The sequence below is a fragment of the Luteolibacter sp. Populi genome, assembly GCF_040801775.1.
In the GTDB taxonomy this organism is placed as follows: domain Bacteria; phylum Verrucomicrobiota; class Verrucomicrobiia; order Verrucomicrobiales; family Akkermansiaceae; genus Haloferula.
On the sequence record NZ_CP161812.1, the window covers coordinates 3272671 to 3294776 of the forward strand.

Genomic DNA, 22106 nt, shown 5'->3' on the forward strand with positions numbered 1-22106 from the left:
CGCGGCGGAGGGCGAAAGCTCAGGCGAGCGAACGGCGGCCCGATGCCTCCCGGGATCGCGACCGCCGAAACCGCGAGGCTACCTACGGGCCGGTGACTTCCAGACGCAGGAATTCGCTGGCCTGGGTGCCCTGTGGCTGGGTCGAGCGGACCGTGACGGTTTCGGTATCCGTGGTGGAAGGGGCCACGGTGGTTTCCATGCCGGTGGTGGTCCAGCCGCTGAGCCCATCGCTCCGTTGCGGCAGATAGATGATGTCGCCCGCCCGCGCGCCGAGGCGGGGCCGGGTGAAGGTGATCGACTGGTAGTCGCTGCCGCCGATGTTGACGACACCCCGGGTGACGGGCGGGCTGCTATTCGGATCCAGCGGATTGCGGCCCAGCGCGTATTCCAGCAGGTTCGGCAGGCGGTTGCCATTCGAGTCCGCCTGCATGGAGGCGGAATCCAATTGATACTGGCTCGCCCATTGGGCGTAGCTGGTGGATCCGGCATTCGCATAGTTGAATCCAGTCTGCGAGGTGATCGTGGCATCCGTCACAGGAGCGTCGCTGCTGAGACGAATGTCGTGGAAGCCATTCCAACCCGTGCAGCGGACGTAGGTGCGCACTTTTCCCGGGGCGTCCCGATAGACTTGGGCCTGGCTATGGACGGCGATGGTGAGGTCGCAGGGCTGCCCGTAGTTAAAGTAGATCTGGTGGACGCACGGCAGGTTGCGGAAGTCGTTTCCACCCGTTTGCTTGTAGCCGAGACCGGCGTAAACGACATAATAGCCGCTGTCGCCGACGTCGGGGGTCGCCACGTTTTCTCCAGCACCATTGGATGCCACGCGGTAGCCAAAGGATGCCTGATTTTCCCTGCCGTTCCCCTGCGATTCCGCATCGAGGTCGCCTTCAAAGTAAAGCGTCAGGTTCGCCCGGCCTTGCGTGCCGACAGCCACCGAGGGCGAGGAAATGGTAATCTGCTCGAACCAGTAGGCGGAGCCGCCCACGTAACCTCTCGAGAAGCCAGCCGTTCCCGGGCTGGCGGCGCTGCCGCCTGCGGCCAAGCCGTGGAAACTGGCGGAAGCATGGGACTTCCATCCATTCCCCGCAGCGGCGGGGGTGAGGGAACCGCCGGATGCCTTGGTGTAGCTGTTGAAGTTATTCACCCCATCCGGCCATGAGTAAACCTTGGCAAAAGCGGCGACTTCACCGGCCTCTGCGGTGAGGGAGATGCCCGCTACCGCCAGCAGCGCTGCTGTTTTTAGCGGGGCCAGGATGGAGGAAGAGCAGGAAGGAAGAACACCGCAGAGGCGGGCCGATGAGTTTTTGAGTTCCAGGGGCATGGGGAGGAAGGGAGGGTTCAGTCCATTCATCGCGACCCCGCCGGAAGCGTGACACCCTCCTGTAGATTCTTCTCCGCGTCTGTAAAAGCGCCGGTCCGATCCCGCGGGAGGGGAGTCCACGACGGTGATCGGACCGGACACAGTCTGGGAGGAAAACTGGGGAAGCAGGGCAAATGGATTGGGTGGATGAGGTGATTCATCCAGTTCATCGCGCCCGGGGAAAAAATGTGACAGTCCCACCCCCGAAAATCGCGAAAAGTTCGCGCTATTCTCCAGGACCCGCTGAAAGCAACGCGTTCACTTCCGCCTCCCGCTTGCGCAGCGGTGCGGCCTCCGTGGTCCGACCGAGGTCTTCATACGATTGGGCCAGAAAACGCACGCACCACGACACGTGATTGAGCCGTCCCTTGTGGCCGGGCATTTCGGCAGCTTCCCGTTCCGCGATCCGCAAGGCATCGTTGAGATAAGGGAGCGCTTCTTCGGCACGGCCCAGCTTTTGAAACGCCACGCCCATCCGGAAGGCGGCGTGGGAATACATGTTGCCGTCGCGGCCGTAGCGCTCGACGACGAAAGTGTGAAACGCTGCGAAATGGCGGAGCATTTCCGACAGGTCGCCACGGGCCTCGGCATTGGAGCCGAGGGACATGTCGAGATCGGCGAGTTCACCGCTATACGTCGCCTCCTCCGGAGCAACCTCGACCAGGTTCCGCAGGATGGCCTGCGCGCGGAGATACTCTTCACCCGCCTCTTCAAGGTCACCGGTGTAGCCCAGAGCATGAGCGATGGCCCGGTGCGCGATGGCTCGCGCGTGCGTGATGCGCGGTCCTTGGTGGCGCTCTGCAAGCGCGTCGGCTTCTCCCAGCATGAGACGGGCATCGGCCAGAGCGTTGCCATACCGCGAGATGGCCATGCGGTGCTGGGTGCGGCTGCGCAGTGCCTCGATCACGCGCAGCGTGCGTTCCACATTGTCGGGCGACGCGGCGCGAGCCATTTCGGAGAGTTCGAGGGCTTCGGAGTAAAGCGCGTCGGCCGCCTCTCCTTTTCCGCGCACTCCGATCACATCGCCTTTCACGACCAATACGTCTGCCAATTTGAGCGCGGACTCGGGAGAGCGGCCCGCCTCCTCATGTCCACGGCGGAATTGCTCCACTGCCTTCTCCATGACAGACTCCATCGCGCCGAGATTCCCGGTCGGCTCCAACCGCTGCCGCAGATCGGTGAGCAGAAACTGGAGTAATCCGGTCATGCGCTGCTCCGCCACTTCTGCGGCGGCCCGGCGCAGCTCCGCTTCCCGCCGCGCACGCCATGCCAGCACCGCACTACCGCCGGTAAGGAGCGATACCACCGCAAGGGCGGCCACGATCCGTGCGCGGCGCACCATTTTCCGACGCATGGCCTGATCGCGCAGCGCTTGCTGGCGCGGCCGGTCGGCGGCGTGGAGGAAGGCCTCGCGGAATTCGCCCGCGTCCGCGTAGCGCCGCGCGGGATCGGTCTGCAATGCCCGCAGCACCACGCTATCGAAACTCGCATCGACCTCCGGATTTCGCAGCGACGGCGGATCGAAATTTCCCCGCGGCAGCTCGCCGGTCAGCACTTCATACGCCAGCACGCCAAGACTAAACACATCACTGGCAGGCGAGACCGGATGCGCGCGCGACAGTTGCTCCGGCGCCGCATACTCTAGGGTGCCGACGGTCGTGCCCGCTCGCGTGAGCCGCAAGGCTTCCGCGGCTTGCTCCGCGGTCAGGGCCAGTCCGAAGTCTCCGAGCCGCGGTGGACCGTCGGCCGAGAGGAAAATGTTCGCCGGCTTCACATCCCGATGCACGATGCCAAGGCGATGCGCCGCATGCAGGGCTTCCGCCACCTGCGCGAGCAGCGGCACCGCCTCCTCCAGCGACAGCTTCCCGCGCCCCAGCCGCGAGGCAAGGTCCTCGCCGTCCACGAACTCCATCGCGTAGTAAAGGTGCCCCTCCGCCGTCTCGCCGGCCTCGTAGACCTGGACCACTCCCGGATGCTGCAAGCTGGCCATCAGCCGCGACTCGTGGCGGAAACGCGCCGACAATCCCGGCGTCTCTGCCAATGCGGGTGATAGCACCTTGATGGCCACCCGCCGCTGCAAGTCCCGCTGCACCGCGGCGAAGACCGAGCCCATGCCGCCCTGGCCGATCATCCGCTGCACTTCATACGCCGGCAGCATCGCTCGCGCTTCTTCCACGCTCAAAGGCGGTCCCGTTTCTCCGTGCGCCGCCATGGAGGGACGCAGTCCGACCTCCAGCAATGCCAGCGGGTCGACACCGCCGGGCAGGGAATCGCCGCGGGGGATCTGGGACATTGACCGGCTCATGTCATGAATTCATCGCGGCACGGGACGATTTGTGACCTCAAAATCTTCGCCGGTCAGGTTATAATGCCGCCAACCCACCCTGCATGTCCTTTCCGCTGGAACCCGCCGCCCCCTTCCCGCCCACCCGCTGGAGCCTCGTGGTTTCCTCGCACGGTCAGGATGATGCCGCCTTGGAAGAACTCTGCCGCCTCTACTGGCAGCCGCTGTATTCGTTCTGCCGACGCAGCGGCTTGGGCATCGAGGACGCCGAAGACGTGACGCAGCGTTTCTTTTTCGACCTACTGAGAAACCGGGCCGTGCTGCTGGAAGGCGCCACTCCGGACGGGGGACGCCTGAGGTCTCTCTTCTTGCGCGTCATCCAGCGCCGCATCGCCGATCATCACCGCCAGGCCACGTGTGCAACGCGCGGTGGCGGGAAAGTGCTGTCGCTCGATACGGAAGCCGCCGAGGCCGGCCTCCAAGCCATCGCCCCCGCGGCCACCGCCGAGCAAGTCTTCGACCGCCAATGGGCGCTCAGCGTGCTGCAGCTTGCTCTCGCGCGGATGGAAAAGGACTTCGCCGCTACGGGACGCGCCCATCATTTCGCCGCGCTCGCGCCCTTTCTCGATCTCGGTGCCGAAGAACGCAGCTACGACACGCTTCGCCAGGTCCTCCAACTCGACGACGCCTCAGCGCGCCAAGTGGTGCATCGCTTCCGCAACCGCTTCCGCCGCCACCTCCGCAGCGAGATTGCCGAAACCATCGCAGAGGCGGACGAAGACGCCATCGATCGTGAATTGAACGACCTGTGCGCCATCCTCAGGGCGGGCTAAGTGGGCTTCCACGCAGGGTTGCCTCAAACAAATCGCCCTCTTCCAGCGGGAGCCGGAAGGGGGTGATCTTCGTTTAAGCGGCGGAAGCGGGCCCATCAGCGTCGCCGCAACCCCGCGACATGGCTAGGTCGTGTTGATTAATTTATCTGAGGTATAGGAACGCGGCCGTGAGGTGGACCATCGCGAGGAAGGTGCAGGCATACTTCTCGTAGCGCGTGGCGATTCTCCTGAAGTGCTTGATCCGGTTGAAGAAGCGTTCCACGCGGTTGCGCTGCCGGTAGATCTCCCGATCATACGGGATTGCTTCCTTGCGGTTGGATTTCGGCGGGATCACCGGCTTGATCCCGTCCTCCGCAAGCCGTTCGCGGATTGCGTTGCTGTCGTAGCCTTTGTCCAGGGCGGCGGCCTCCAGCACGTTGTCCTTGTCCAAGCTCGCGAAAAGTTCGCCGAAGTTGCTGCAATCCGCGCTTTGTCCGGGACTCAGGATCAGACCGACGCTGGAGATCTCGTCCACGCATGCGGCGTGGATCTTGGTGGTCAATCCGCCGCGAGAGCGTCCCAGAGCTTGGTCGCCGCCGTTTTTTTGGGTGCCCCGGCGGCATGTTGGTGAGCCCTTACCGAGGTGGAGTCGATGAAGAGGTGGCGGGCATCGGCAAAGACCTCCTCCTGGAGGGATTGCCAAAGCCGCTTCCACACACCCCGCCTCTCCCAAGTGCGGAAGCGGACGTAGACGTGATTCCAATGGCCCATCTGCGCCGGGAGGTCGCGCCAGGGGCTGCCGGTCCGTGCAATCCATAAAACCGCTTCTATGAAGTCCCGGTCGGATTGCATCGCGGGAGAGCCGGCAGCCGAGTGCTTGGCTTGTCTAACAAGCGGTTCGAGCTTGTTCCAAATTTCCGCCGTGATCGCCTTCCTTGTTGTTCCGGATGCCATTCCAAGGAATGAAGCGACCATTCAAACAGTCGTACAGATTTAAATTAATCAACACGACCTAGATTTCCTCCGGCGGATTTCCCAACGACGGTGATCGTAACCGGCAAGCCCGAGCCCAACGCTACTTCTGAAGAGCGGGTGGTAAGAATCTCCCGGGCATCCGCAGTGCCTGCAAAGGCCTTGCGGACAAGATGGGCGAAATCCCCGCCGCTGGTCTCGTAATAGTAATGCCGCTCGACCTCGCCGGTCGGATAAGTCCGGGTCTTCACCTGCGCAGGAGCCTCGCCGCTCTCGTCTTCATCGGGACTGCTGTCGTCCCCGGCGGCGTAGTAGGTCGTGGTCGTCGTGAGTGGTGCCGCGCCGTCCGGATCGACCGTCACCGAAGTCGTGCCCCAGCCCCAGGCGAACTGGGTTTCGGTTTCCAATACGTCGGAGACGGCCTGAAAGGATGGAGGGGTGCCGTCCACCCGTTCCTCGATGATCACCCGCTTGGTCCGGACGCCAGCGTCCTCGCTCTCTATGTGGGTTTCCCTGCGGAGGCCCGAGCCGGTTTCAAGGGCCCACTGGCCGGGCGACGGATTTCCATAGGTCGCGACGGTGGTTTGCCCGTGCAAGGTCTCCGTAAGAACAAGCGCGGGATTGCTGCCGCCGATGTCCGTTGATTCCGCTATAACCGTTCTGAAAACGCTGTCATCGGGATCCGATGCGTCGCTGCTGACCCGGACGCGGAACCTATTGGGATCGCCCGAGGCGGGAATCGAACCGGTCGCAGCCGTTCCGAGGTGGTCCACCCGGGCGATAACGTCTGCGACTTGGACCGATTGAACATTGCCGCTTCCGTCCTTGGTCACGGTCACGCCCGGTTGGCCGATCGGCACCATCGCCTTCAAAAACCCGATCCCTTGGTTGACATTGTACTCTTGGAAGAATTTCAAGGACACCGGTCTTCCCGCGAAGGAACCATTCGCCTGCGCATTGGTAATCGGGATCCTGAAGTCCACAGATCCTACGCTCCCCGTGCTCCGGCAGGCACCGTCACGACACGCCTCGCAGTCCGCCTCCACCTCGATTTTGAATCTCGCGGTCACGTTTCCGGCTGCGCCGAGAAACTCCAGGGCAAGCTCCGAATCCTCCAGGTCTTTCAAGAAGACCGGGATGGACAACAGACCGCCAACCTGAGTGTTCGTATTTCCCATGAGACCGTCCCAACTTCCGAGGGTCACGCCTTTTAGTGTCTTGAGGCGGTAGCCGTGAATCTGCGGCTCAGGAAGGAGGTCGGGCAGGTCAACGGTATAGTAAACCCAGCAGTTGATGACGAAGAAGGGGCTTGGCTCGAAAGCACCCTCGATCGCCTCCGGCGGCACCTTCAAGTGCGCCTTATAGATATGACTGGTAAGGGCTAGAGTGTTCTCCGGCGGATATTGGAAAGGGCCTACTCCGCCGGGACGAGGAGTGAGGCCACCTCCTACCCATATCTTTAAATTATCGTATTGACTAAAGAGCGTGACCTGCGCTCCCACTTTCAAAACATTGGCAAGCAAAAACATCGCCAAGAACACAAAGAATTTCATCAAGGGCCTATTGGGGTGGGTTGTACTCAGGATGCCCTCCTTGGAAGCAGTGTGGTTCAATGGCGTGCGGGCAGCCTCGAAGGTTCTCAACATCGGTCGTTCGTTCACAGCGTGCTCTGGTGCAAGGGGGTGAAAACCTGGAAGGTGTCGCCCTCATCCGAAATCAGATAGGTCCCCAGATCGGTAGCCGAATTTGGGACCAGTGGATTCCATCCGTTGAGAACTTCGATGTAGGACGGGATGCCGTCGCCGTCTTCATCCAGAAGCATTGAATCGAGTCCAAGGACATCCTCCTCGAAATCGACGAGACCATCTCCGTCGGAGTCCATGTCCTCGATCGCCACCCGCCAGAACAAGCGCAATTCGACCACGGGAAACGGGTCTTCGGGGTCGGGTGGCGCCATTGTGGCAGAAGCGCCCATTCTAATTTCCTCGCCATCACCGGCGATCAGACGACCAACATCGAACCAGGTCCCGAGATCGAGCGATCCCTTCAATTGGTAGGCCTTGGTCGTGTCGCTCTGCCAGGAAATGTAAACGGTGTCCGGCAGCATGGGATCGGTTTCGATAGCCGTCCTGACGATACCGGCAGGCGGATTGCCCGAGCCAGGGTCGGTGCCGGCGGTAGCTTCCTCGAAATTGCTCCAGCCGTCGCCATCCGGGTCTGCCGTTGGATCCTCGCCGGTCGGCGCGCCACCACCCACCGTGAATCCGTATAGGCTTTCCCACATGTCGCTCATGCCGTCCCCGTCTGAATCGACCAATGCGAGAGCTCCGGGCGAGAACGCCAGCGAGAGCGCGAGAACAGTAGCGGCGAAACTACTCTGACCTGCCAACGACGCCTTTGAATCCGGACAAGGACGTTTCATTCCGACTCCTCCGTTCCGTTTGGTTGAGCGGCGGGGACGACCGGCTGCTGCTTCCGGTTGGAACGCCAAAAATTGATGGTTACATCGCGGGGCTGGGGCGGATTGGCTAGCAGATACGCTTTGCGCGCGGCACGGGCTTGCTCCCTGGACTGGCAGGCGGCGGCCATGCGGACGCCTTCCTTCCGGTAGAGGTCGTGAAGCTGCTCAAGGATCTCCATGGCCTCGGTATTGGCCTGGCCTTCGACGACGGTGAAGGCGGGGCCGCCGGCGGCGAGGTCCGGGACGGATGGAATTTGGGGCGGCTCATAGGCCACGCCATGCCGCGCGGCCAGTTGGGTCATCGCCGCGGTGTTGAGATTGCCGATCCCCATCAGCAACGAAACGCGGTGCTCCTGGCCATCGGCGCCGTGGACGCGGTAATCGGAGAAACCGCTGAAATGATTGAAATCGAGATTGCTCCATGCGGTGACGGCCTCGTTCGCTGCCCCATTGGGATAGATGCGAAGAAGCGTGCGGCTGCCATCATGGACGGTCGCCGCCAGGAACGCGATGGTGGAAGCGCGGTAGCTTGCGCGCATTTGCTCCAATCGCGCGAGGACGGCAGGGTCATCCGGCGGCAGGGCCGGGAGCGGCGGCGGGGGAGCGGGCAGATTCGGGTCGGCGACCTTTTGCACCGTGATATTGATGGTGCCCTCGACCGGCGGGAGACCGGGCATTTCCGGAGCCTCGGTCACTTCCACCCGCGTGGTCCGGGAACTGAGAACGGTGAAGTCGATCGGCTGCGGTTCCGGTGCGGGCTGCGATGGAGTGCCGTCGGCGATGGGGACGGGGATTTCCACATCCCACTTGGGAAAGGGCTCCTGAGCGACGGCGAGCGAGCCAAGGATGCAAGAGACGACGCAAGTTGTGATGCGTTTCATGGTGAAGTAGGGCACTGGCAGAGGCGAAGACAGGTCGGAAACCTGAAGTGAAGGTTCCTTCGGCCCCTTTTCTCAGACCGAATCCGGGTGCCGGATATAACACTGCGGTGTTTGGTGAGATGGAGCATTGCTGTCAAAGCCCTTTCGGTGAAAAGCGTGTGAGGGCGAAATCCAGAACCAAGGCCGGTCTCCCATGCTCTGAAAATTCCGATCGGGAAATTGGTGCCGGGAACGGCGGCTGTTAGCCTTCGTATTTCACCAGGCATGCTGGCAGCCCGGGGCCGGGCCGGGCCACCTACCGGGCGGGCTCGGGCGTCACGCGGGCTTCCTCGAAGAAGGTGATGATGTCCTCGACACCCTTCAAAAGAGCGGGCTCTTCCCTCACGCGGACATGGAACTCGGTCAGCGGTGCGGCTTCCTTGAGGAGATCCCGCGCCCGCAGGAGACCGGCGAGCGCCTGCCCCGGCGTGCCCTGTTTGGTCGTCCACGCTTGATACCAGCGGTTGAAGAGATGCCGCGCGAAGTAATAGCGCGCGCGGAAGCTGCCTTCCATGCCGCCTTGCAGGCGGATCGCATCCTCGTAAGCGCGGTCGGCCTCGTTGTTGCGGCCCAAGCTTGAGAGGACATTGGCGCGGTTGAGCGGCCATTCGGGGTCGAAGGGGTTCCGCTGGCAGGCATCGGCATACAGGTCCGCCGCCCGGCTGAACCAGTCCTTGGATTCATCGGCGGGCAGCCCCTTCCGCAGCGCCGCCTCACGCGCCAAATGTCCCGCGCCGCCGGAGAGCTCCGATCCCGGCCAGACTTCCAGCGCATTCCGCATGCGCTCCGCGGCCAATCCCGGGGCGAACCGGCGCAGCCGCTCTTTCCCATACATCACCGGCCACAGCTCGCGGTAGGCCATGCTGCCGCGATAGCCGGCGTAGCCCGAGAGAGCCACCAGAGGCAGCAGCAAGACCGCCGCCAAACTGGTCGCGCGGAACGAGAACCATTCATAGCCCTCCCCGGCGCGACGCGGCAGCGCGAAGCCGATGGCGAGGCCGAGATAAATCGCACCGGGAATGGTGTGGGTCACGAAGCTGAAATTCGAATGCACCAGGGTACCCGCCATCGCGGCCAGCCCGCCGCACATCAGCGCATCGCAGGACCCGCGCGGCACGCGCGCGGGGTCGATGGAAAGCAGGCCGGCGACCGAGCAGAGGATGGTCGCGAGGAGGGCCCCGCTGACGAGGAGCGCACCGCCCCAGCCGTAGTCGGTCGCGACCTGCAGGAGTTCGTTGTGAACGAAGTCGTCATTGGACGGGATCAGGCCGGTTTCCTGGGGCTTCCAGGCGGCGTATTTTTGCCAGCCGAAGCTGCGGCTGCCGCCACCGGCCAGCGGGTGATTGGCCGAGATATCGACCGCCATGCCGTAGGAAGTGAGCCGCGACCGGTTGTCGGCGAACTGGTCGAGCGTGCCGTTCTCGATGCCGCGGCGCTCTTGGAAACGGTTCAAGACCGGGACCGCGATGATGATCGCGATCACGGGCATGGCCAGGGCGGCGATCCCGATCAGACCGCGGCGCTTCGACTTATCCCGCCAGGCGACCAAGGCCGACAGGGCGATCAGGACGACGGCCGCCACGCACAGCGAAATCATCCCGCCGCGCGAGCCGGACATGAATACGCAAGCCACCGCGGCCAGCACCCCGAGGGCATGGGAGATCCGCTCCGGCAGCGAATCGCCGGCGAAGAAGAAGCGCGCCGCGAGCAGGGCGGCGGAGACCAGCGAGAAGTCGGCGAGGTGATTGTAATGCCCGAAGAGTCCGGAGGGAAACACTTGGGGCCGGCTGGCGAAGGGCCAGGCGAAGCCAGGATCCCGGAGCTGGTGCAGCCCGATGCCGAGATCGGCGAGGCCGAGCAGGGTCAGCGCGATCATCACGAGCCGCACCGCCGCACCCTTGGGAGAAACCAGCAGCCCCCAGAAGCAAGCCGCCATCGTCCCGCCGGCCAGCAGCGCGTCCGAGCGGGCGAAGTCCCGCACCGGGCTACCCCAGCAGCGCCACAGGATCCAGCCCCAGGCGAGGAAGAGGAAGGCGAGGGCGATCCAAGTGCCCTTGCCGCGTTCGCGCAGCGCGGAGGCACCGCCGCAGGCCGTCAGCAGGGCCGCCGCCAAGGCGAGCAGGGCCGGTCCCCACGTGTAGTCGATCGTTTGTCCGCCGAGCGAAACCGCCAGTGCCAAAGCCGCGGCAAAACATCCACCTGAAATCCACCTCATGGAAAAACCGTCTCGGTCAGTTCGCCCCGCGGCCCAGCAAGACGGCGGGGATGGTGCGGAGCAGGATCTTGATATCGAGCCAGAGCGACCAGTTGTCGATGTAGCGGAGGTCCATTTCCACCCACTGCTCGAAGCTGGTGATCTTATTGCGGCCGCCCGCCTGCCATTCGCAGGTGATGCCGGGCTTCACGCTCAGGCGGCGGCGGTGCTCGGATTTCTCGAAGGCATCCACCTCGTAGATGGGCAGCGGGCGCGGGCCGACCAGGCTCATGTGGCCGCGGAGGACGTTCAGGAGCTGCGGCAACTCGTCGATGCTCAACTTCCGCAACAAGGCCCCGAAAGCGAAGATGCGGGGATCGCGGTGCAGCTTGAAGACCGGACCGTCCATGTGGTTGCCGTGCTCCTCCTTGACCCGGGCGAGCTGGGACTCGGCATCCGGCACCATGGTGCGGAATTTCCACATCCGGAAGGGCTTGCCGTAGCGGCCGGCGCGGCGCTGGCGGAAGAATACCGGAGCGCCGGGGCTGGACAGCTTGATCCCGATGATCGCGAAGATCCAAAACGGGGTGGTGCCCAGGATCAGCAGGAAGGCTCCGACCTTGTCGATCACCGACTTGCAGGCGAGTTCCCAGGACAGCTCCGGGGTCGAGCGCAGCACCAGCATCGGCTTCTTCCCGACCATATCGAAGGTCGGACGGGCGATCTGGGTGCGGATGAAGGAGGCCACGATCCAGGCCTCGACGCCCTGCAGCTCGCAGGCTTCCACGCCTTCGGCCACCTTGCCGAACCCGGTATCGCGGGCGGTGAAAATCACCCGCTCGACCGACTTCTGCTTGAGCAGGCCGTAGAGTTCTTCCACCGGCTGCTGGGAAAGATCGAAGCGGGCGACGATCTTCCAGAGGCGGGTGATCTCGTCGTCCACATCGGCGAGGAAGGCGTCGATCTCCTCGTCCGAACCGGCGATGATGATCCGTTCCCGCGCGTAATCGCGCAGTTCCTGGCGATGCAGGTAGGCGTGAAAGAGACGGTCGCGGGCGAAAAGGACCAGCAGCGTGAACATGGCCCCGACGGAAAGGATGAGGCGGCTGGCACCTGAGACCTGGGCGAAGATGACCATCATGCCGACCGCCAGGGCCATGAAGAGCAAGGCCTTGAAGAGCTGGCCGAAGGCCTGCAGCGAGGTCTTGGTCCGCGGGCGGCGGTAGAACTGGAAGAACTCCAGGGCGAGCGGGGTGAAGGGGACGACGATGTAGAGGACCCAGCTCATCTGGGACAGGCTGATCTCGCCATCGTAGCGGTCGATGCTCCCGCGGATCGGCCCGCGAATCCAGGACGCCATCCAGAAAGCGAGCCAAACCAAGCCTGCATCAAGCAGTTGGAGCAGTTGGATGGAGAATGCTTCTTTGCGGCCGACGGGCATGAAAGAAAGTGAAGGAAATTCCTACCGGAAGGTTGTGATGAAACCGGATCGGCCCGGCCAAAGCAAGCGCAAGCTCCCGGGAAAACCCTACGCGTTCAGGGGAGACCGGGCCTAGCTGTGTTTTTGCGAACAGTGCCACGAAACTGTCACGGGCGGGGAAAGTGCCGAGTGATCGGTGATCGGTGATCAGTGATCAGCGAGAAGAAAAGGCGGCCGGGGTGCCGGTCTCAGCGAAGTCCGCAGTTCGTTTTAGCGAGCATTGCGACGACGCGATCGCGGGCGAGAATGAGAAGCAGGGAGAAAAAGAAGCCCGTGGCCACGATGAAATACTGCTCCGTGGTGATACCGATCACCGTTGCAAGGATCACCGTCCCGAGCGCCGTCAGGCAAATCCCGCCGAGCAGGCGGCCGATGGCGCTCTCCGTGGAAGGCCGGGGCCGGTAGTAACCGAAACCTTCGAGAGTGAGAGGGGTGAATGGCACCACGATGTAGAGAATCCAAGCGTGGCTGACGAACACGGAGAAGTCCGGAGGATCAAGCAGGCGGCTGGCGGCGCGGAAGGCGGCAAAAATCAGGAAGGCGTCCAGAAGCTGGACGAGCTGACGGTTGAAAAAAAGCTGGCGGTCAGAGGCAGTCCGCGGACGGTCCATGGATTTGGAGGTTTGCAGAAAGCGGTGGGGAAGGAAAGGTTTGCCGCCGGATTCTCAGAAGTCCCTGCGGCCGAGGCGGCTGGCGCGGGCATCGGCGAGGGCGAGGCGCCAGGTCCGCCAGCGGGAGCCGGACCAGCCGTCGTGGAGGAGGGTGGCGAGGAGATGGAGGAAGGCGATGGCCCAGCCCTTGAGCGCGGAGCCCTCGCGGAACATTAGCCAGACGGTGTTGCGGACCTCGTAGTAGAATTTCCAGTCCTCCAGGCCGGTCTCGAACCAGAAGTCCTTCCCGGCGATCTGCCAGCGGCGGAGGTTCTTGGCGGAAGGGTGGTCGAGCACGGAATCGCGGACGGCCTCGAAGCGGAAGCCGGCGGCGGCGAGGCGGCGGGGGTATTCCTCGTCCTCGCCGCGGATGAAGAGTTCGCCGAGGACCGGGCCTGCCTTTTCCCAAGCTGCGCGCGGCACGAGGGCACCGGTCCAGGAGGCACGGCTCTCCGCGCGGTCGGAGGCGGGCCATTCGTCCGGGTGGCGGATCGTGTGCCAGGTGCCGGAAGCGGAGCGGACCGGCAGCGGCCAGGAATAGTGCCCGCCGACCGGATCGATCTGCAGGCTGTGGCGGACGAGGCCGGGGTCGAAGTCCTTGGCGAGCAGCGCTTCGAGGGCTCCGGTGCGGGGCCAGGAGTCGTCGTCCAGGATCCAGACGGCATCCGCCCCGGCGGCGAAGGCGTGGTCCATCGCGATGCGGATGCCGCCGGCATTGCCGAGGTTGTCGCCGGTATCGACGACGGTCAGGCGGTCCCAGCCGCTGGCGCGCAGGGCTTCCGGGGTGCCGTCACTGGAGGCGTTGTCGGCGATGACGACGAGATCCGGCAGCCGGGTTTGCGACTGGAGGCGGCGCAGGCATTCGAGCGCGGCATCGCGGCGGTTGAAGCAGGCGAAGACGGCGGCGATGCGAGGGAGACTGGACATGAGCAGGGGTTGTTCGGGCGTTGTTGGCAATCGTTCCGGCGCGCCCAAGGAGATTCTTCCTGATTTCAATGCCTTCTCCGATCCATAAGCCCCCTTACCCCCATGCGGCTTTGGAAGAGCAGCGTGAGGAATGAAGGGGCATCGCCCAGGACCGTATTGACCGCCCGGTCCATTGTTTAGAGGCGGAGTGTATCCGTCCGTGCTGTTGCAATGGTGCCGGAGCTTGGAACCACCCGGCGGCCACAGAAAAGGGGCCACCGGACCGGAGGGGCGAAAGAGCCCGTCGGGACTTCCAAGGATTAGCAGAAATCGCGGGATCGGTCAAATGGGGAAGTGATCGGGCGAACAGGCAGGAAGGCGCTACTTCAGGATGACTTTCCAGCCCTTCGCGGCGATCCAGAGGATGCCGTCCACGAGGCCGTTGAGGTAGGGGTCCTCGAAGAGGGTGAGGCCGTAGGCGCGGCGGATGGCGCGGGATTCGACGTGCTGGCGCTCGGCCTTGAGGATGACAGCGAGGTCGCGGGACTTGCCGAGGTGGCGCAGGGAGGCATTGCCACCGTGCTGGCGGAAGTCGGCGATATCGAGCGGCAGGCGGTCGAAATTGAGCCCGCCGGCGTGGAGGCGGGCGTAGAGTTCCCCATCCATGACATAGTGGAAATCCTCCCGCAGGCGATGGCCCGGGGCGATGACGGTGGCGCGGCGCAGGAAGCAGGCGGTGGAGCCGATGTAGCAGCAGTGGTGGACACTGACAAAGGGCGACCAGGAGGGCACCCGGATAGAGCGGATGAAGGTGCCGGCTTCGTCGATGAAATCGTAGTCGCCGAAGAGGATGTCGGCGGAGGTGCTGGCGGCGGCTTGCTTGACCTTGGCGAGGATGCCGGGCTTGAGGCGGTCGTCGGCATTGAGCCAGATGACCCAGTCGCCTTGGGCGCGATCGAAGCCCTTGTTGATGGCGTCGGACATGCCCTTGTCGGGGCCCTGCGACCAGGTGGCGTGGGGGAAGCGGGCGGTGACGGCGGCGCTGTCGTCGGTGGAGCCGCCGTCGATGACGAGGTGCTCGAGGGTCACGCCGGGTTGGTCCGCGACGCTGGCGAGGCAATCGCCCAGGAAGCGGCCGTGATCGAGATTCGCGGTGATGACGGTGAAGTCCATGTCCTGGCGATTGGGAGATTGGTTATGGGGAGATTGGGTGTTGCGGCGGGCCGCCGCAACCACGGAGGGTTTTGGCTTCCCGGCGGGAGCGAATTCCCCTTCCCTCCGGCGTGCCCCGGCCTGCCGCCATCAGCGGATACTGTTTCGCATTCCTGATCCTGAGCACCCTGACCTGGACGGTGTGGCAATACCGCTTCACGCCGCCGCCGGATATGCCGGCGCTGACCCTGGATTACACCCCGCCGGAAGTGATGCGGGTCGCTTCCGGGAATCTGGAAGGCGAGGGCGCGGAGCTCCATTTCGGGGTCGAAGCCGACGGTGTGAGACAGCGGCTGGAGTATCTCTGGCGGGGACATCCCCGGACAAATTACGCGCACATCGCGGTCGATGCCTCATGTCGGGACGTGGAAGCCGGGAAGATGCTGTGGGAGGATGCGCGGATCGTGCTGCTGTGGATCGACGCCGATGGGAAGATGGCGCCGGACTACCTGCCGATCTGGACCGGGAGGGGCGGCAAGGAGAGAAAGATGCGCGACTTCGTGATGCCTCTCGCGAGGTCCGGCACCTTGGCGAAGATCGCTTTTGAAAACAGCGGGAGGAGCGGCGTCATGACCGTCCACTCCTTTACCGTGCAGCCCGTGGAATACCGGACGGGGATGCACTGGATCATCGCGGGGCTGACGCTGGCCTGGGTCGGCTGGGCCGGGTGGGGCCTGCGGCAGTGGTTCAGCGATCCAGGGGCCGGGGCGCTGAGGATCGCTGCGGCGGCTACGCTGTGGGTGCTCTTCGCGTGGCTATCGAGCCTGCCGGGGCCGTGGGTCCCGTGGAAGCCGATCACGCAGCACTTCCCCATCCCGACGATCCTGCCGCCGCCGATGCCGAGCACACCTCCGGTGCCGGACACAGCTCCGGTCGAAAGCACGCCTCCGGCGGTGGTGGCGTCTCCGCCGGTCGCGCCACGTGTAACGCCGCCCGTCGCGCCGCCCGTCGTTTCGCCGACAGCTCCGCCGGTGGTGGCGGTGCCCGCAGCGACGCCAGTTCCCCCTCCCCAGCCGCAGCCGCGGCCCTCAGCCGAGGAGGGCGCGCCGGAAGGCGTGGGCGGACCGGTCCGCTGGTTCTTGATTCACCTGACGGGCCTGAAGCGGACCGTGCATCTGCTCGCCTTCGCGGGGCTCACCGCGATGATGGCACTACTGGCGGGCAGCAAGCGGGTAATGTGGCCGGTGCTGGCGCTCGGCGCGCTCTCGGAATTCTTCCAGTGGGTCTTCGGCTTCGGCTTCAGTATCACCGATGTGCTCGACCTGGTGCTGGACACGGCAGCAGTGCTAGCCGGGGTCACCGTGTGGCAGTGGCTGATGAAGCAGGTGCAGAAGCGGAGCGCGGGCCACCCTAGCGTGCCTGAGGGATGATGGCGGGACTCATGCGGATTTGCGGAACTCGACCGCGACCTCATCGGCGCAGCGTCCCCGCGAAAACCACACGAAGGGGGCGGACATCATGTTCGCGATCCGGTTCTTCAAGGTCGGATTGAGCCACTGGAATCCGTAAATGGCGGACACCTTGTAGCCGTTGCGCTCGCCAATGCGGATCAGGGTCGATTCCGAGAAGTAGCCGGTGTGATCCGGATGCACCTGCTCCTGGCCGGTGAAGAGCAACCAGAAAAACCGCTTGGCGGAGAAGGCGCTCGGCACGGTCACGATGAGGGTTCCGTCCGGTGTCAGCAGCTTGCGCACGGAGTCGAAGAAGAGACCGGGGTTGTTCATGTGCTCGACGACATCGCCCGCGACGATGAAATCCCACTGGGTGCCCACGAAGCTGCTGGCCTCTCCGAGGGTCTCCGCATTCTCGACGTGAAACTCGTGCGCCGGCATCAGTTCACGGAGCTTGGCGATGCCCTCGCTGTCGAGGTCGACGCCGACACAGCGGGCGGTGACCTTGCAAAGTTCCGAATGGAGCAGTTCGCCCCGCTCGAGCCGGTCGCCGGTGAGCGGCCAGTCCGTGCATCCCACGTGAAGGACATTCGCACCGCGGACGCGGTTGGCGATCCAAGGGTTCTTTTCGATCAGGGGAAGGGAACGGGTTTTCACGGTATCAGGATACTGGGAGGGAAGCAGAGGGGGACGGTGATCCAATCAAAAACGGCCGGGGCGTCAGGGGAAGGGTCGGACGGGTCAAGAAATCTGGCTCTCCGTCAGGTTTGCTGAAGTTCTTGGAGAAAGCTCCCGACGCGGATCGATGCCCCCCTTTTGCATCCCGCCAATCGCCTCGTCGCCTTCAAAAAGATCCCCAACCCAAGCAGGATAGCACGGGGCGGCGTGAAGGCGAATTCAATGCGGCGCTCTCCAATCTGCACCGCACAAAAGCGGCGATGCCCGCCGCACTCCCGAGCAACAAGAATTATAACCCTTTGGTTTTCAGTAAACCTCTTTTTCGAGTTACTCCATGCTCCACACCCCTTCAGCGCGGTTCAGGTGCTCCAAAGCGGCTGCGCCGCAAAAGGGGGCACGATTACCGATTGCCCACCGCTTGGCGGTAGGCAGCGTCGAAGCGGAGGATATTGGATTCCCAGGTCAGCTCGGAGGCCCGCTGGCTGGCGCCGGCGGAAAGCTCGCCGAGCAGGCCGGGGGTGGAGATGAGCCGGTCGAGCGCCGCGCCGAAGCCGGCGGTGCTGGTCGCAGGATCGACCAGCGGGACCTTGATACCGCAGGCCGGGGTGACCGCGGTGCCCATGCCACAGGCATCGTGACAAATGACGGGCATGCCCATGGAGAGCGCCTCCAAGACGACGTGCGGGGCACCTTCCTTAACCGAGCTGTGAACGAGCACGTGCGAGGTGTTCATCACTTCGAGGGCCTGGTCGCGCGGGAGCATGCCGTGCCAATGGATGCGGCTGTCGAGGCCGAGGGAGGTGGCGAGGCTTCTCCAGCGGGCGGCTTCGGGGCCATCGCCGAGGACTTCGAGGAGCATCTCTTCTTTCGCGGGCGAGGCAGCGATGGCGCGGAGCAGGACGGGCAGGGCCTTGATGCCTTGGAAGAGGCCGCTCCAACAGATCCGCAGCGGTTCGCCGGCGGCTCGCGAGCGCGGTGGGCGGGCAAGCGGCGGGGCGGCTCCGGTTTCGAGCATCGGCTCCGCGGTGACGCCCCACGAGGCGAGGGCATCGCGATCTTCCTGCGAGACGCCCCAGACCTTGGTGGCGGCGCGGGCGGCCTGTGCGGGCCGGCCACCGAGACGGATCTGGAGGCGGTTCAGGAAATTCCGGCTGCCCCAGCGGAAGCGTTCCTTCGGGCCGAAGTCGGCGAGGAAGGCGGGCGGCACCATCGGTGCGCCGGTGACCGGTCCCCAGAAGAAAGGGATGCCCATCTGCCAGAGGTAGCCGGGCTCGCGGAAGCCGATGACATTGACGTGATGGACGAGGTCGAAGGGCTTCCCGGCATGGAGCTGGCGGGCGAGGTCGAGGGCCTGCAGCTGCCAGCGGCGGTAGGCCGCGTAGTAGAGAAACCAGAGGCCGGGCAGCGAGTGGGCGTCGTGGATCTTGAGGGTGAGGCCTTCCGCTTGGACGTGATGGATTTCCAGGCCGGGGGGCAGGCCCTGCTCCTCCTTGAAGCGCTGGATCTCGTGGCCGGTCGGGCTGTCTGAGGAGAGATCGCCGCAGATGACGGTGATCTCGTGGTGCTTCGCGAGACCGGTGGCGACATTCCAGCCGACGGCGGATTCGCCACCGCGATAGGGGGAGCAGTAGTAGGCGGAAAGAAGGATCTTCATGCTGGCCCCATCGGGAGAGAGTCCGGTGCCCGGCCGCTTACTTCCTCAGCATGTAGAAGCTGTTCCCGGGAAGATCCGGCTCGAACCCGATTCCATCGAAAGCCTGCCGGACTTCCTGCGAATCCTTGAAGACCCAGTAGACCGGGCAGAAGATGTCGAAGGAGGTATTGAAGGCGAGGAAGCTCTCGAGGTGGTCCTGCTCGTTGAAGAAAAGCTTATCGTCCACGATGCGCGTGAGCGGCGTGGGATAGGGCGTGTAGATATCGTGCACGTGCAGCATCGTTTCCGGAGGAATGGCCGGATAGATCTTCCGCATCAGGCACTCCACATCGCTGCCCGACTTGAAGACGTGCGAGGAATCGGTGATCAGCAGCGAGGCTTCGCCGAGATTGCCCGCGATCTCATCCACCGAAACGTCCTGCACGTTCTTGAGAATGCTGCGCACGTTCTTGCCCACATGCTCGTTACCCTGGGCCTTCAGGCGGTCGAAGGGATCGATGGAAATCAGGCTGACCGGCTGGCCGGTTTCTTCCTCATTCGCCTTCAAGGCCGCGAGCGCAACCATGGTGGAGTAGCCCTGCCCGACCTCAACCACCGAGCGGATCTTGCGATCGCGGATGATCGAGTAGAGCGAGGCGGCATCGTGCATGCGGAAGTACGGGTTCTTCTCGAAGCCGATCTCGCGGCTGCGCTTGAGGCCTTCCGCGCCATAGGCCTTCAGACGCGCGGCGTGCGCGGCGGAACCGGCGGCGAAATCGAAGTCATGTCCGGCAGGCAGGGGGCCGCGGTTTTCATCGTAGGTCCGCCGCAGCTCGCGGATGTTCGGGATCGGTTCGTAGAAGTGATCTCCCACGACGTGAAAGCCCATGAGCTCCCCGAGGTTGAAGAGGACCTTTCGGGAAAGGAACCGCTGGAGGCCGTTCTTTTCAGAAAAGCTCTTCACCAGAATTTCGCTGATCTTCATATCGCTTGAAGTTGTATTTCCGTGTTCCCAAAAACCTTTATTTGCCCACCACCTCGCGGACGATGCGGACGAAGTCTTGCCGCCATGCCTCGGGCGAGGCATTGGCCAGCAGCCAGCGGCGGCCGGCGCACCCCATCTCGACGCGGCCATCATTGCCCATCGCTTCCATGCGCTCGACGTCATCGGCCAGCGCTTGGGCATTGCCCGGCTCGTGGAGCCAGCCGGTCTCACCGGGGATCACGGTTTCAGTCAGGCCGCCGGACCGCGCCGCCAGCACGGGGCGCTCGAAATCGTAGGCCTCGTAGACGATGAGACCGAGGGGCTCCCACCAGATGGACGGAGCGATGAGCGCCTTGCAGCTCTGGAGCAGGCGGTCCTTCGAGGCCCCGGAAACGAAGCCGACGCAGCTCACCTTGCGCATGCGTGCCGCGGCGGCGTGGATGCGCGCGGACTCCGGACCGGCACCCGCGATGACCAGCTTCGGGCAGGCGGGGCCGAGGCGCTTCTCAAGGATCTTCCAGGCAGCCAAGAGGGTCTGGGTGCCCTTTTCCGGAACGAGCCGGCCGAGGAAGAGGTAGTGGTTCTGCTCGGAGGGCTCGGAGGAAATCTCGCGGGGGCTCCAGCAGTGGCGAAGCAAGGTCACGCGCTCCGGCGGCATGCCTGCCGCAACGAAGTGATCGTGCATGAATTGGGAGACAGCGATCCAACGCCTCACCGTATCGAGCGAGCCGGAGTCGAGCAGCCGTTTCTGCCAATAGGCGAGGACCAAGGTCTTGAAGAAGGAGCGGTCCCAGAGGCGGCCGAAGACTTCGGGCCACGGATTGCCGCGCATGGCCTGGTCCGAGACGCGGCCATTCGTCCAGAGCGTGCCGGTAGGGCTGAAGGGACGGAAATTGTGAATGTACTGGAGTACCGGCAGTTCCAGATTCCGCGCCTCCTCGTATAACCCGAAGGAGCCGACCGGGATCAAGTTGTGGAAGAGCAGGACATCGGGACCGGTTTCCCCCACCGCCTTCTTCAGGCGCTCGCGGGATTCGGGATTGTTCCAGACATTGATCGCCTGGCTGAAGCGCGAGGGCGCTCCGCGGCCGGTCCATGCGCCGCTGTGGAACCTCAGGTCCCTCACTTCCAGCGCTCCTTCCGCGAAGGACGGAAGCTGGTTCACCCACACCTCTTCACCACCGGATTCCAGGTATTGGTTGAATACCTGGAGGACTTTGAAAGACGCGGGGTTCATTCAGGATTGGGGGACCGGTGCCGCGGACATGTTAGAACGCTTGAGGAGCGGATGGATAGCCCGTGGCTTGAAAAATCGTGCGAACCACCGCCGTCGCGCTGGCGGGGTCCATATGCACGCCGTCGGTGAGCTTCACCATGCCGGGCGGAATGGCATTCGCAAGATCCCAGAATGGCAGGCCGGCACGGCGCGCGAGTTCTTCAGGCAGGCGGCGGTCGGCCGAGGCCGCCCCGGCTCCCGGGGGGAACATGACGATGGTGATTTTCGATCCGGCGGCACCGAGCTTGCGCAAAATCCCGGCGGCTTCCTCCAGTAGCACGTCCTCTTCGTTGCTGGTCTGCTGCGGAGCCGGGCTCCGGGTCGGCTGCGTGGTCACTTCAAATGGCGCGACGTCCGGGCTGCCGCCGGCTCCCATCTTCCGCTCCATCAGAAGCGTGTAGGCGATCGCGGACGGACGACCGGCCGCGCTTAGGTTCGGAACCGCGATGCCCCGCCGGAACCAGCTCTTGTGCATCGCTTTCGCCACATCGGTTTCCCCGGCGTTAACCGCGCGGTGGAGGGTATTGCCCTCGACGATCAGGCAGGGTGGCCGGGGAATCATCCCGGCATCCATGGCGCGCAGTGTGTCCATCGCGCTGCCGCCATCGCAGCCGAGGTTTGCCACGCCATCGAAGCCGCGGGTGCGGTCCGGCAAGCGGCCGGTGATCGAAGAACCGAGGAACATGACCTGGGGTGCGCCGCGGCTGCCGCTCTGGACACGGGCCACCGAGGAGAAGAAATTCGACTCGCTCTTGGTCGTGCGGTGGCCGGTCCAGCGCAGCACGGCAGTCTGCGCACCGAAGCATGCGATCACGGTGACCACCAAGCAGAGCCAGTAGGCCGGCCTAAAACTGGAAACAGATGAATCCACGCAACACTTCAGCGATAGCCG

18 protein-coding genes are annotated in these 22106 nt (G+C 64.1%); 2 read left to right on the top strand and 16 right to left on the bottom strand.

Annotated elements, in window-relative coordinates:
- Positions 1-82: 82 nt before the first annotated feature.
- Together ABWK72_RS13235 and ABWK72_RS13240 are read right to left on the bottom strand one after the other, a co-directional pair.
- The gene (locus tag ABWK72_RS13235; protein ID WP_367875267.1) at positions 83-1321 is read right to left on the bottom strand and encodes a hypothetical protein; all 1239 of its coding nucleotides are present in this window, start codon (positions 1319-1321) and stop codon (positions 83-85) included.
- A 265-nt stretch (positions 1322-1586) separates the two neighbouring features.
- On the bottom strand, positions 1587-3653 hold the full coding sequence (locus ABWK72_RS13240; RefSeq protein WP_367875268.1) for a protein kinase: 2067 nt from the start codon (positions 3651-3653) through the stop codon (positions 1587-1589).
- Positions 3654-3748: 95 nt separating this feature from the next.
- Between ABWK72_RS13240 and ABWK72_RS13245 the strand changes: the two genes are divergently transcribed.
- The gene (locus tag ABWK72_RS13245; RefSeq protein ID WP_367875269.1) at positions 3749-4477 is read left to right on the top strand and encodes an RNA polymerase sigma factor; all 729 of its coding nucleotides are present in this window, start codon (positions 3749-3751) and stop codon (positions 4475-4477) included.
- Positions 4478-4619: 142 nt separating this feature from the next.
- Here ABWK72_RS13245 and ABWK72_RS13250 read toward each other — a convergent pair.
- From ABWK72_RS13250 to ABWK72_RS13290, 9 genes are all read right to left on the bottom strand, one after another.
- Positions 4620-5410, bottom strand: a protein-coding gene (locus ABWK72_RS13250; protein WP_367871095.1) for an IS5 family transposase whose coding sequence is annotated in 2 segments (ribosomal slippage) — positions 4620-5054 and positions 5057-5410 — 789 coding nt in all. Because the reading frame shifts where the segments join, the coding sequence is not laid out codon by codon here.
- A gap of 44 nt (positions 5411-5454) precedes the next feature.
- A complete protein-coding gene (locus tag ABWK72_RS13255) occupies positions 5455-7074 on the bottom strand; it encodes a hypothetical protein (RefSeq protein WP_367875270.1) in 1620 nt (539 codons plus the stop codon).
- An 11-nt stretch (positions 7075-7085) separates the two neighbouring features.
- Positions 7086-7850 (bottom strand): hypothetical protein, encoded by a 765-nt coding sequence (locus ABWK72_RS13260; RefSeq protein ID WP_367875271.1) that lies wholly within the window; start codon positions 7848-7850, stop codon positions 7086-7088.
- The gene (locus tag ABWK72_RS13265; RefSeq protein ID WP_367875272.1) at positions 7847-8770 is read right to left on the bottom strand and encodes a hypothetical protein; all 924 of its coding nucleotides are present in this window, start codon (positions 8768-8770) and stop codon (positions 7847-7849) included. The genes ABWK72_RS13260 and ABWK72_RS13265 overlap by 4 nt, the downstream gene beginning before the upstream one ends.
- 295 nt (positions 8771-9065) lie before the next feature.
- The gene (locus ABWK72_RS13270; protein WP_367875273.1) at positions 9066-11024 is read right to left on the bottom strand and encodes an O-antigen ligase family protein; all 1959 of its coding nucleotides are present in this window, start codon (positions 11022-11024) and stop codon (positions 9066-9068) included.
- A gap of 16 nt (positions 11025-11040) precedes the next feature.
- Positions 11041-12444 carry a sugar transferase gene (locus tag ABWK72_RS13275; RefSeq protein ID WP_367875274.1) on the bottom strand — a complete coding sequence of 468 codons (1404 nt, stop codon included), beginning with the start codon at positions 12442-12444 and terminating at the stop codon, positions 11041-11043.
- A 227-nt stretch (positions 12445-12671) separates the two neighbouring features.
- Complete coding sequence (locus ABWK72_RS13280; RefSeq protein WP_367875275.1) at positions 12672-13094, bottom strand: hypothetical protein; 423 nt, start codon at positions 13092-13094, stop codon at positions 12672-12674.
- A gap of 54 nt (positions 13095-13148) precedes the next feature.
- Positions 13149-14060: a glycosyltransferase gene (locus tag ABWK72_RS13285; RefSeq protein WP_367875276.1), complete on the bottom strand. Its 912-nt coding sequence runs from the start codon at positions 14058-14060 to the stop codon at positions 13149-13151.
- Positions 14061-14420: 360 nt separating this feature from the next.
- A complete protein-coding gene (locus ABWK72_RS13290) occupies positions 14421-15212 on the bottom strand; it encodes a glycosyltransferase (protein ID WP_367875277.1) in 792 nt (263 codons plus the stop codon).
- 110 nt (positions 15213-15322) lie between these two features.
- Here ABWK72_RS13290 and ABWK72_RS13295 point away from each other — a divergent pair, with 110 nt between their 5' ends.
- Entirely contained in the window at positions 15323-16621 is a 1299-nt protein-coding gene (locus ABWK72_RS13295; protein WP_367875278.1) for a hypothetical protein, read from the top strand.
- 9 nt (positions 16622-16630) lie between these two features.
- Here ABWK72_RS13295 and ABWK72_RS13300 read toward each other — a convergent pair whose 3' ends face one another.
- The 5 genes from ABWK72_RS13300 to ABWK72_RS13320 form a co-directional block, all read right to left on the bottom strand.
- The gene (locus tag ABWK72_RS13300; protein WP_367875279.1) at positions 16631-17299 is read right to left on the bottom strand and encodes a class I SAM-dependent methyltransferase; all 669 of its coding nucleotides are present in this window, start codon (positions 17297-17299) and stop codon (positions 16631-16633) included.
- A gap of 421 nt (positions 17300-17720) precedes the next feature.
- Positions 17721-18974: a glycosyltransferase family 4 protein gene (locus ABWK72_RS13305; RefSeq protein ID WP_367875280.1), complete on the bottom strand. Its 1254-nt coding sequence runs from the start codon at positions 18972-18974 to the stop codon at positions 17721-17723.
- 37 nt (positions 18975-19011) lie between these two features.
- Positions 19012-19938, bottom strand: a complete 927-nt coding sequence (locus ABWK72_RS13310) for a class I SAM-dependent methyltransferase (protein ID WP_367875281.1) — start codon at positions 19936-19938, stop codon at positions 19012-19014.
- A 37-nt stretch (positions 19939-19975) separates the two neighbouring features.
- Complete coding sequence (locus ABWK72_RS13315; protein ID WP_367875282.1) at positions 19976-21175, bottom strand: glycosyltransferase; 1200 nt, start codon at positions 21173-21175, stop codon at positions 19976-19978.
- Positions 21176-21206: 31 nt separating this feature from the next.
- On the bottom strand, positions 21207-22028 hold the full coding sequence (locus ABWK72_RS13320; protein WP_367875283.1) for a hypothetical protein: 822 nt from the start codon (positions 22026-22028) through the stop codon (positions 21207-21209).
- Between the last annotated feature and the right edge of the window lie 78 nt (positions 22029-22106).

What these genes read in the sequence shown, in the direction of transcription:
- ABWK72_RS13235 (WP_367875267.1), bottom strand. Translation starts at nt 1,321, where the DNA reads ATGCCCCTGGAACTCAAAAACTCATCGGCCCGCCTCTGCGGTGTTCTT.
- ABWK72_RS13240 (WP_367875268.1), bottom strand. Translation starts at nt 3,653, where the DNA reads ATGTCCCAGATCCCCCGCGGCGATTCCCTGCCCGGCGGTGTCGACCCG.
- ABWK72_RS13245 (WP_367875269.1), top strand. Translation starts at nt 3,749, where the DNA reads ATGTCCTTTCCGCTGGAACCCGCCGCCCCCTTCCCGCCCACCCGCTGG.
- ABWK72_RS13255 (WP_367875270.1), bottom strand. Translation starts at nt 7,074, where the DNA reads ATGTTGAGAACCTTCGAGGCTGCCCGCACGCCATTGAACCACACTGCT.
- ABWK72_RS13260 (WP_367875271.1), bottom strand. Translation starts at nt 7,850, where the DNA reads ATGAAACGTCCTTGTCCGGATTCAAAGGCGTCGTTGGCAGGTCAGAGT.
- ABWK72_RS13265 (WP_367875272.1), bottom strand. Translation starts at nt 8,770, where the DNA reads ATGAAACGCATCACAACTTGCGTCGTCTCTTGCATCCTTGGCTCGCTC.
- ABWK72_RS13270 (WP_367875273.1), bottom strand. Translation starts at nt 11,024, where the DNA reads ATGAGGTGGATTTCAGGTGGATGTTTTGCCGCGGCTTTGGCACTGGCG.
- ABWK72_RS13275 (WP_367875274.1), bottom strand. Translation starts at nt 12,444, where the DNA reads ATGCCCGTCGGCCGCAAAGAAGCATTCTCCATCCAACTGCTCCAACTG.
- ABWK72_RS13280 (WP_367875275.1), bottom strand. Translation starts at nt 13,094, where the DNA reads ATGGACCGTCCGCGGACTGCCTCTGACCGCCAGCTTTTTTTCAACCGT.
- ABWK72_RS13285 (WP_367875276.1), bottom strand. Translation starts at nt 14,060, where the DNA reads ATGTCCAGTCTCCCTCGCATCGCCGCCGTCTTCGCCTGCTTCAACCGC.
- ABWK72_RS13290 (WP_367875277.1), bottom strand. Translation starts at nt 15,212, where the DNA reads ATGGACTTCACCGTCATCACCGCGAATCTCGATCACGGCCGCTTCCTG.
- ABWK72_RS13305 (WP_367875280.1), bottom strand. Translation starts at nt 18,974, where the DNA reads ATGAAGATCCTTCTTTCCGCCTACTACTGCTCCCCCTATCGCGGTGGC.
- ABWK72_RS13310 (WP_367875281.1), bottom strand. Translation starts at nt 19,938, where the DNA reads ATGAAGATCAGCGAAATTCTGGTGAAGAGCTTTTCTGAAAAGAACGGC.
- ABWK72_RS13315 (WP_367875282.1), bottom strand. Translation starts at nt 21,175, where the DNA reads ATGAACCCCGCGTCTTTCAAAGTCCTCCAGGTATTCAACCAATACCTG.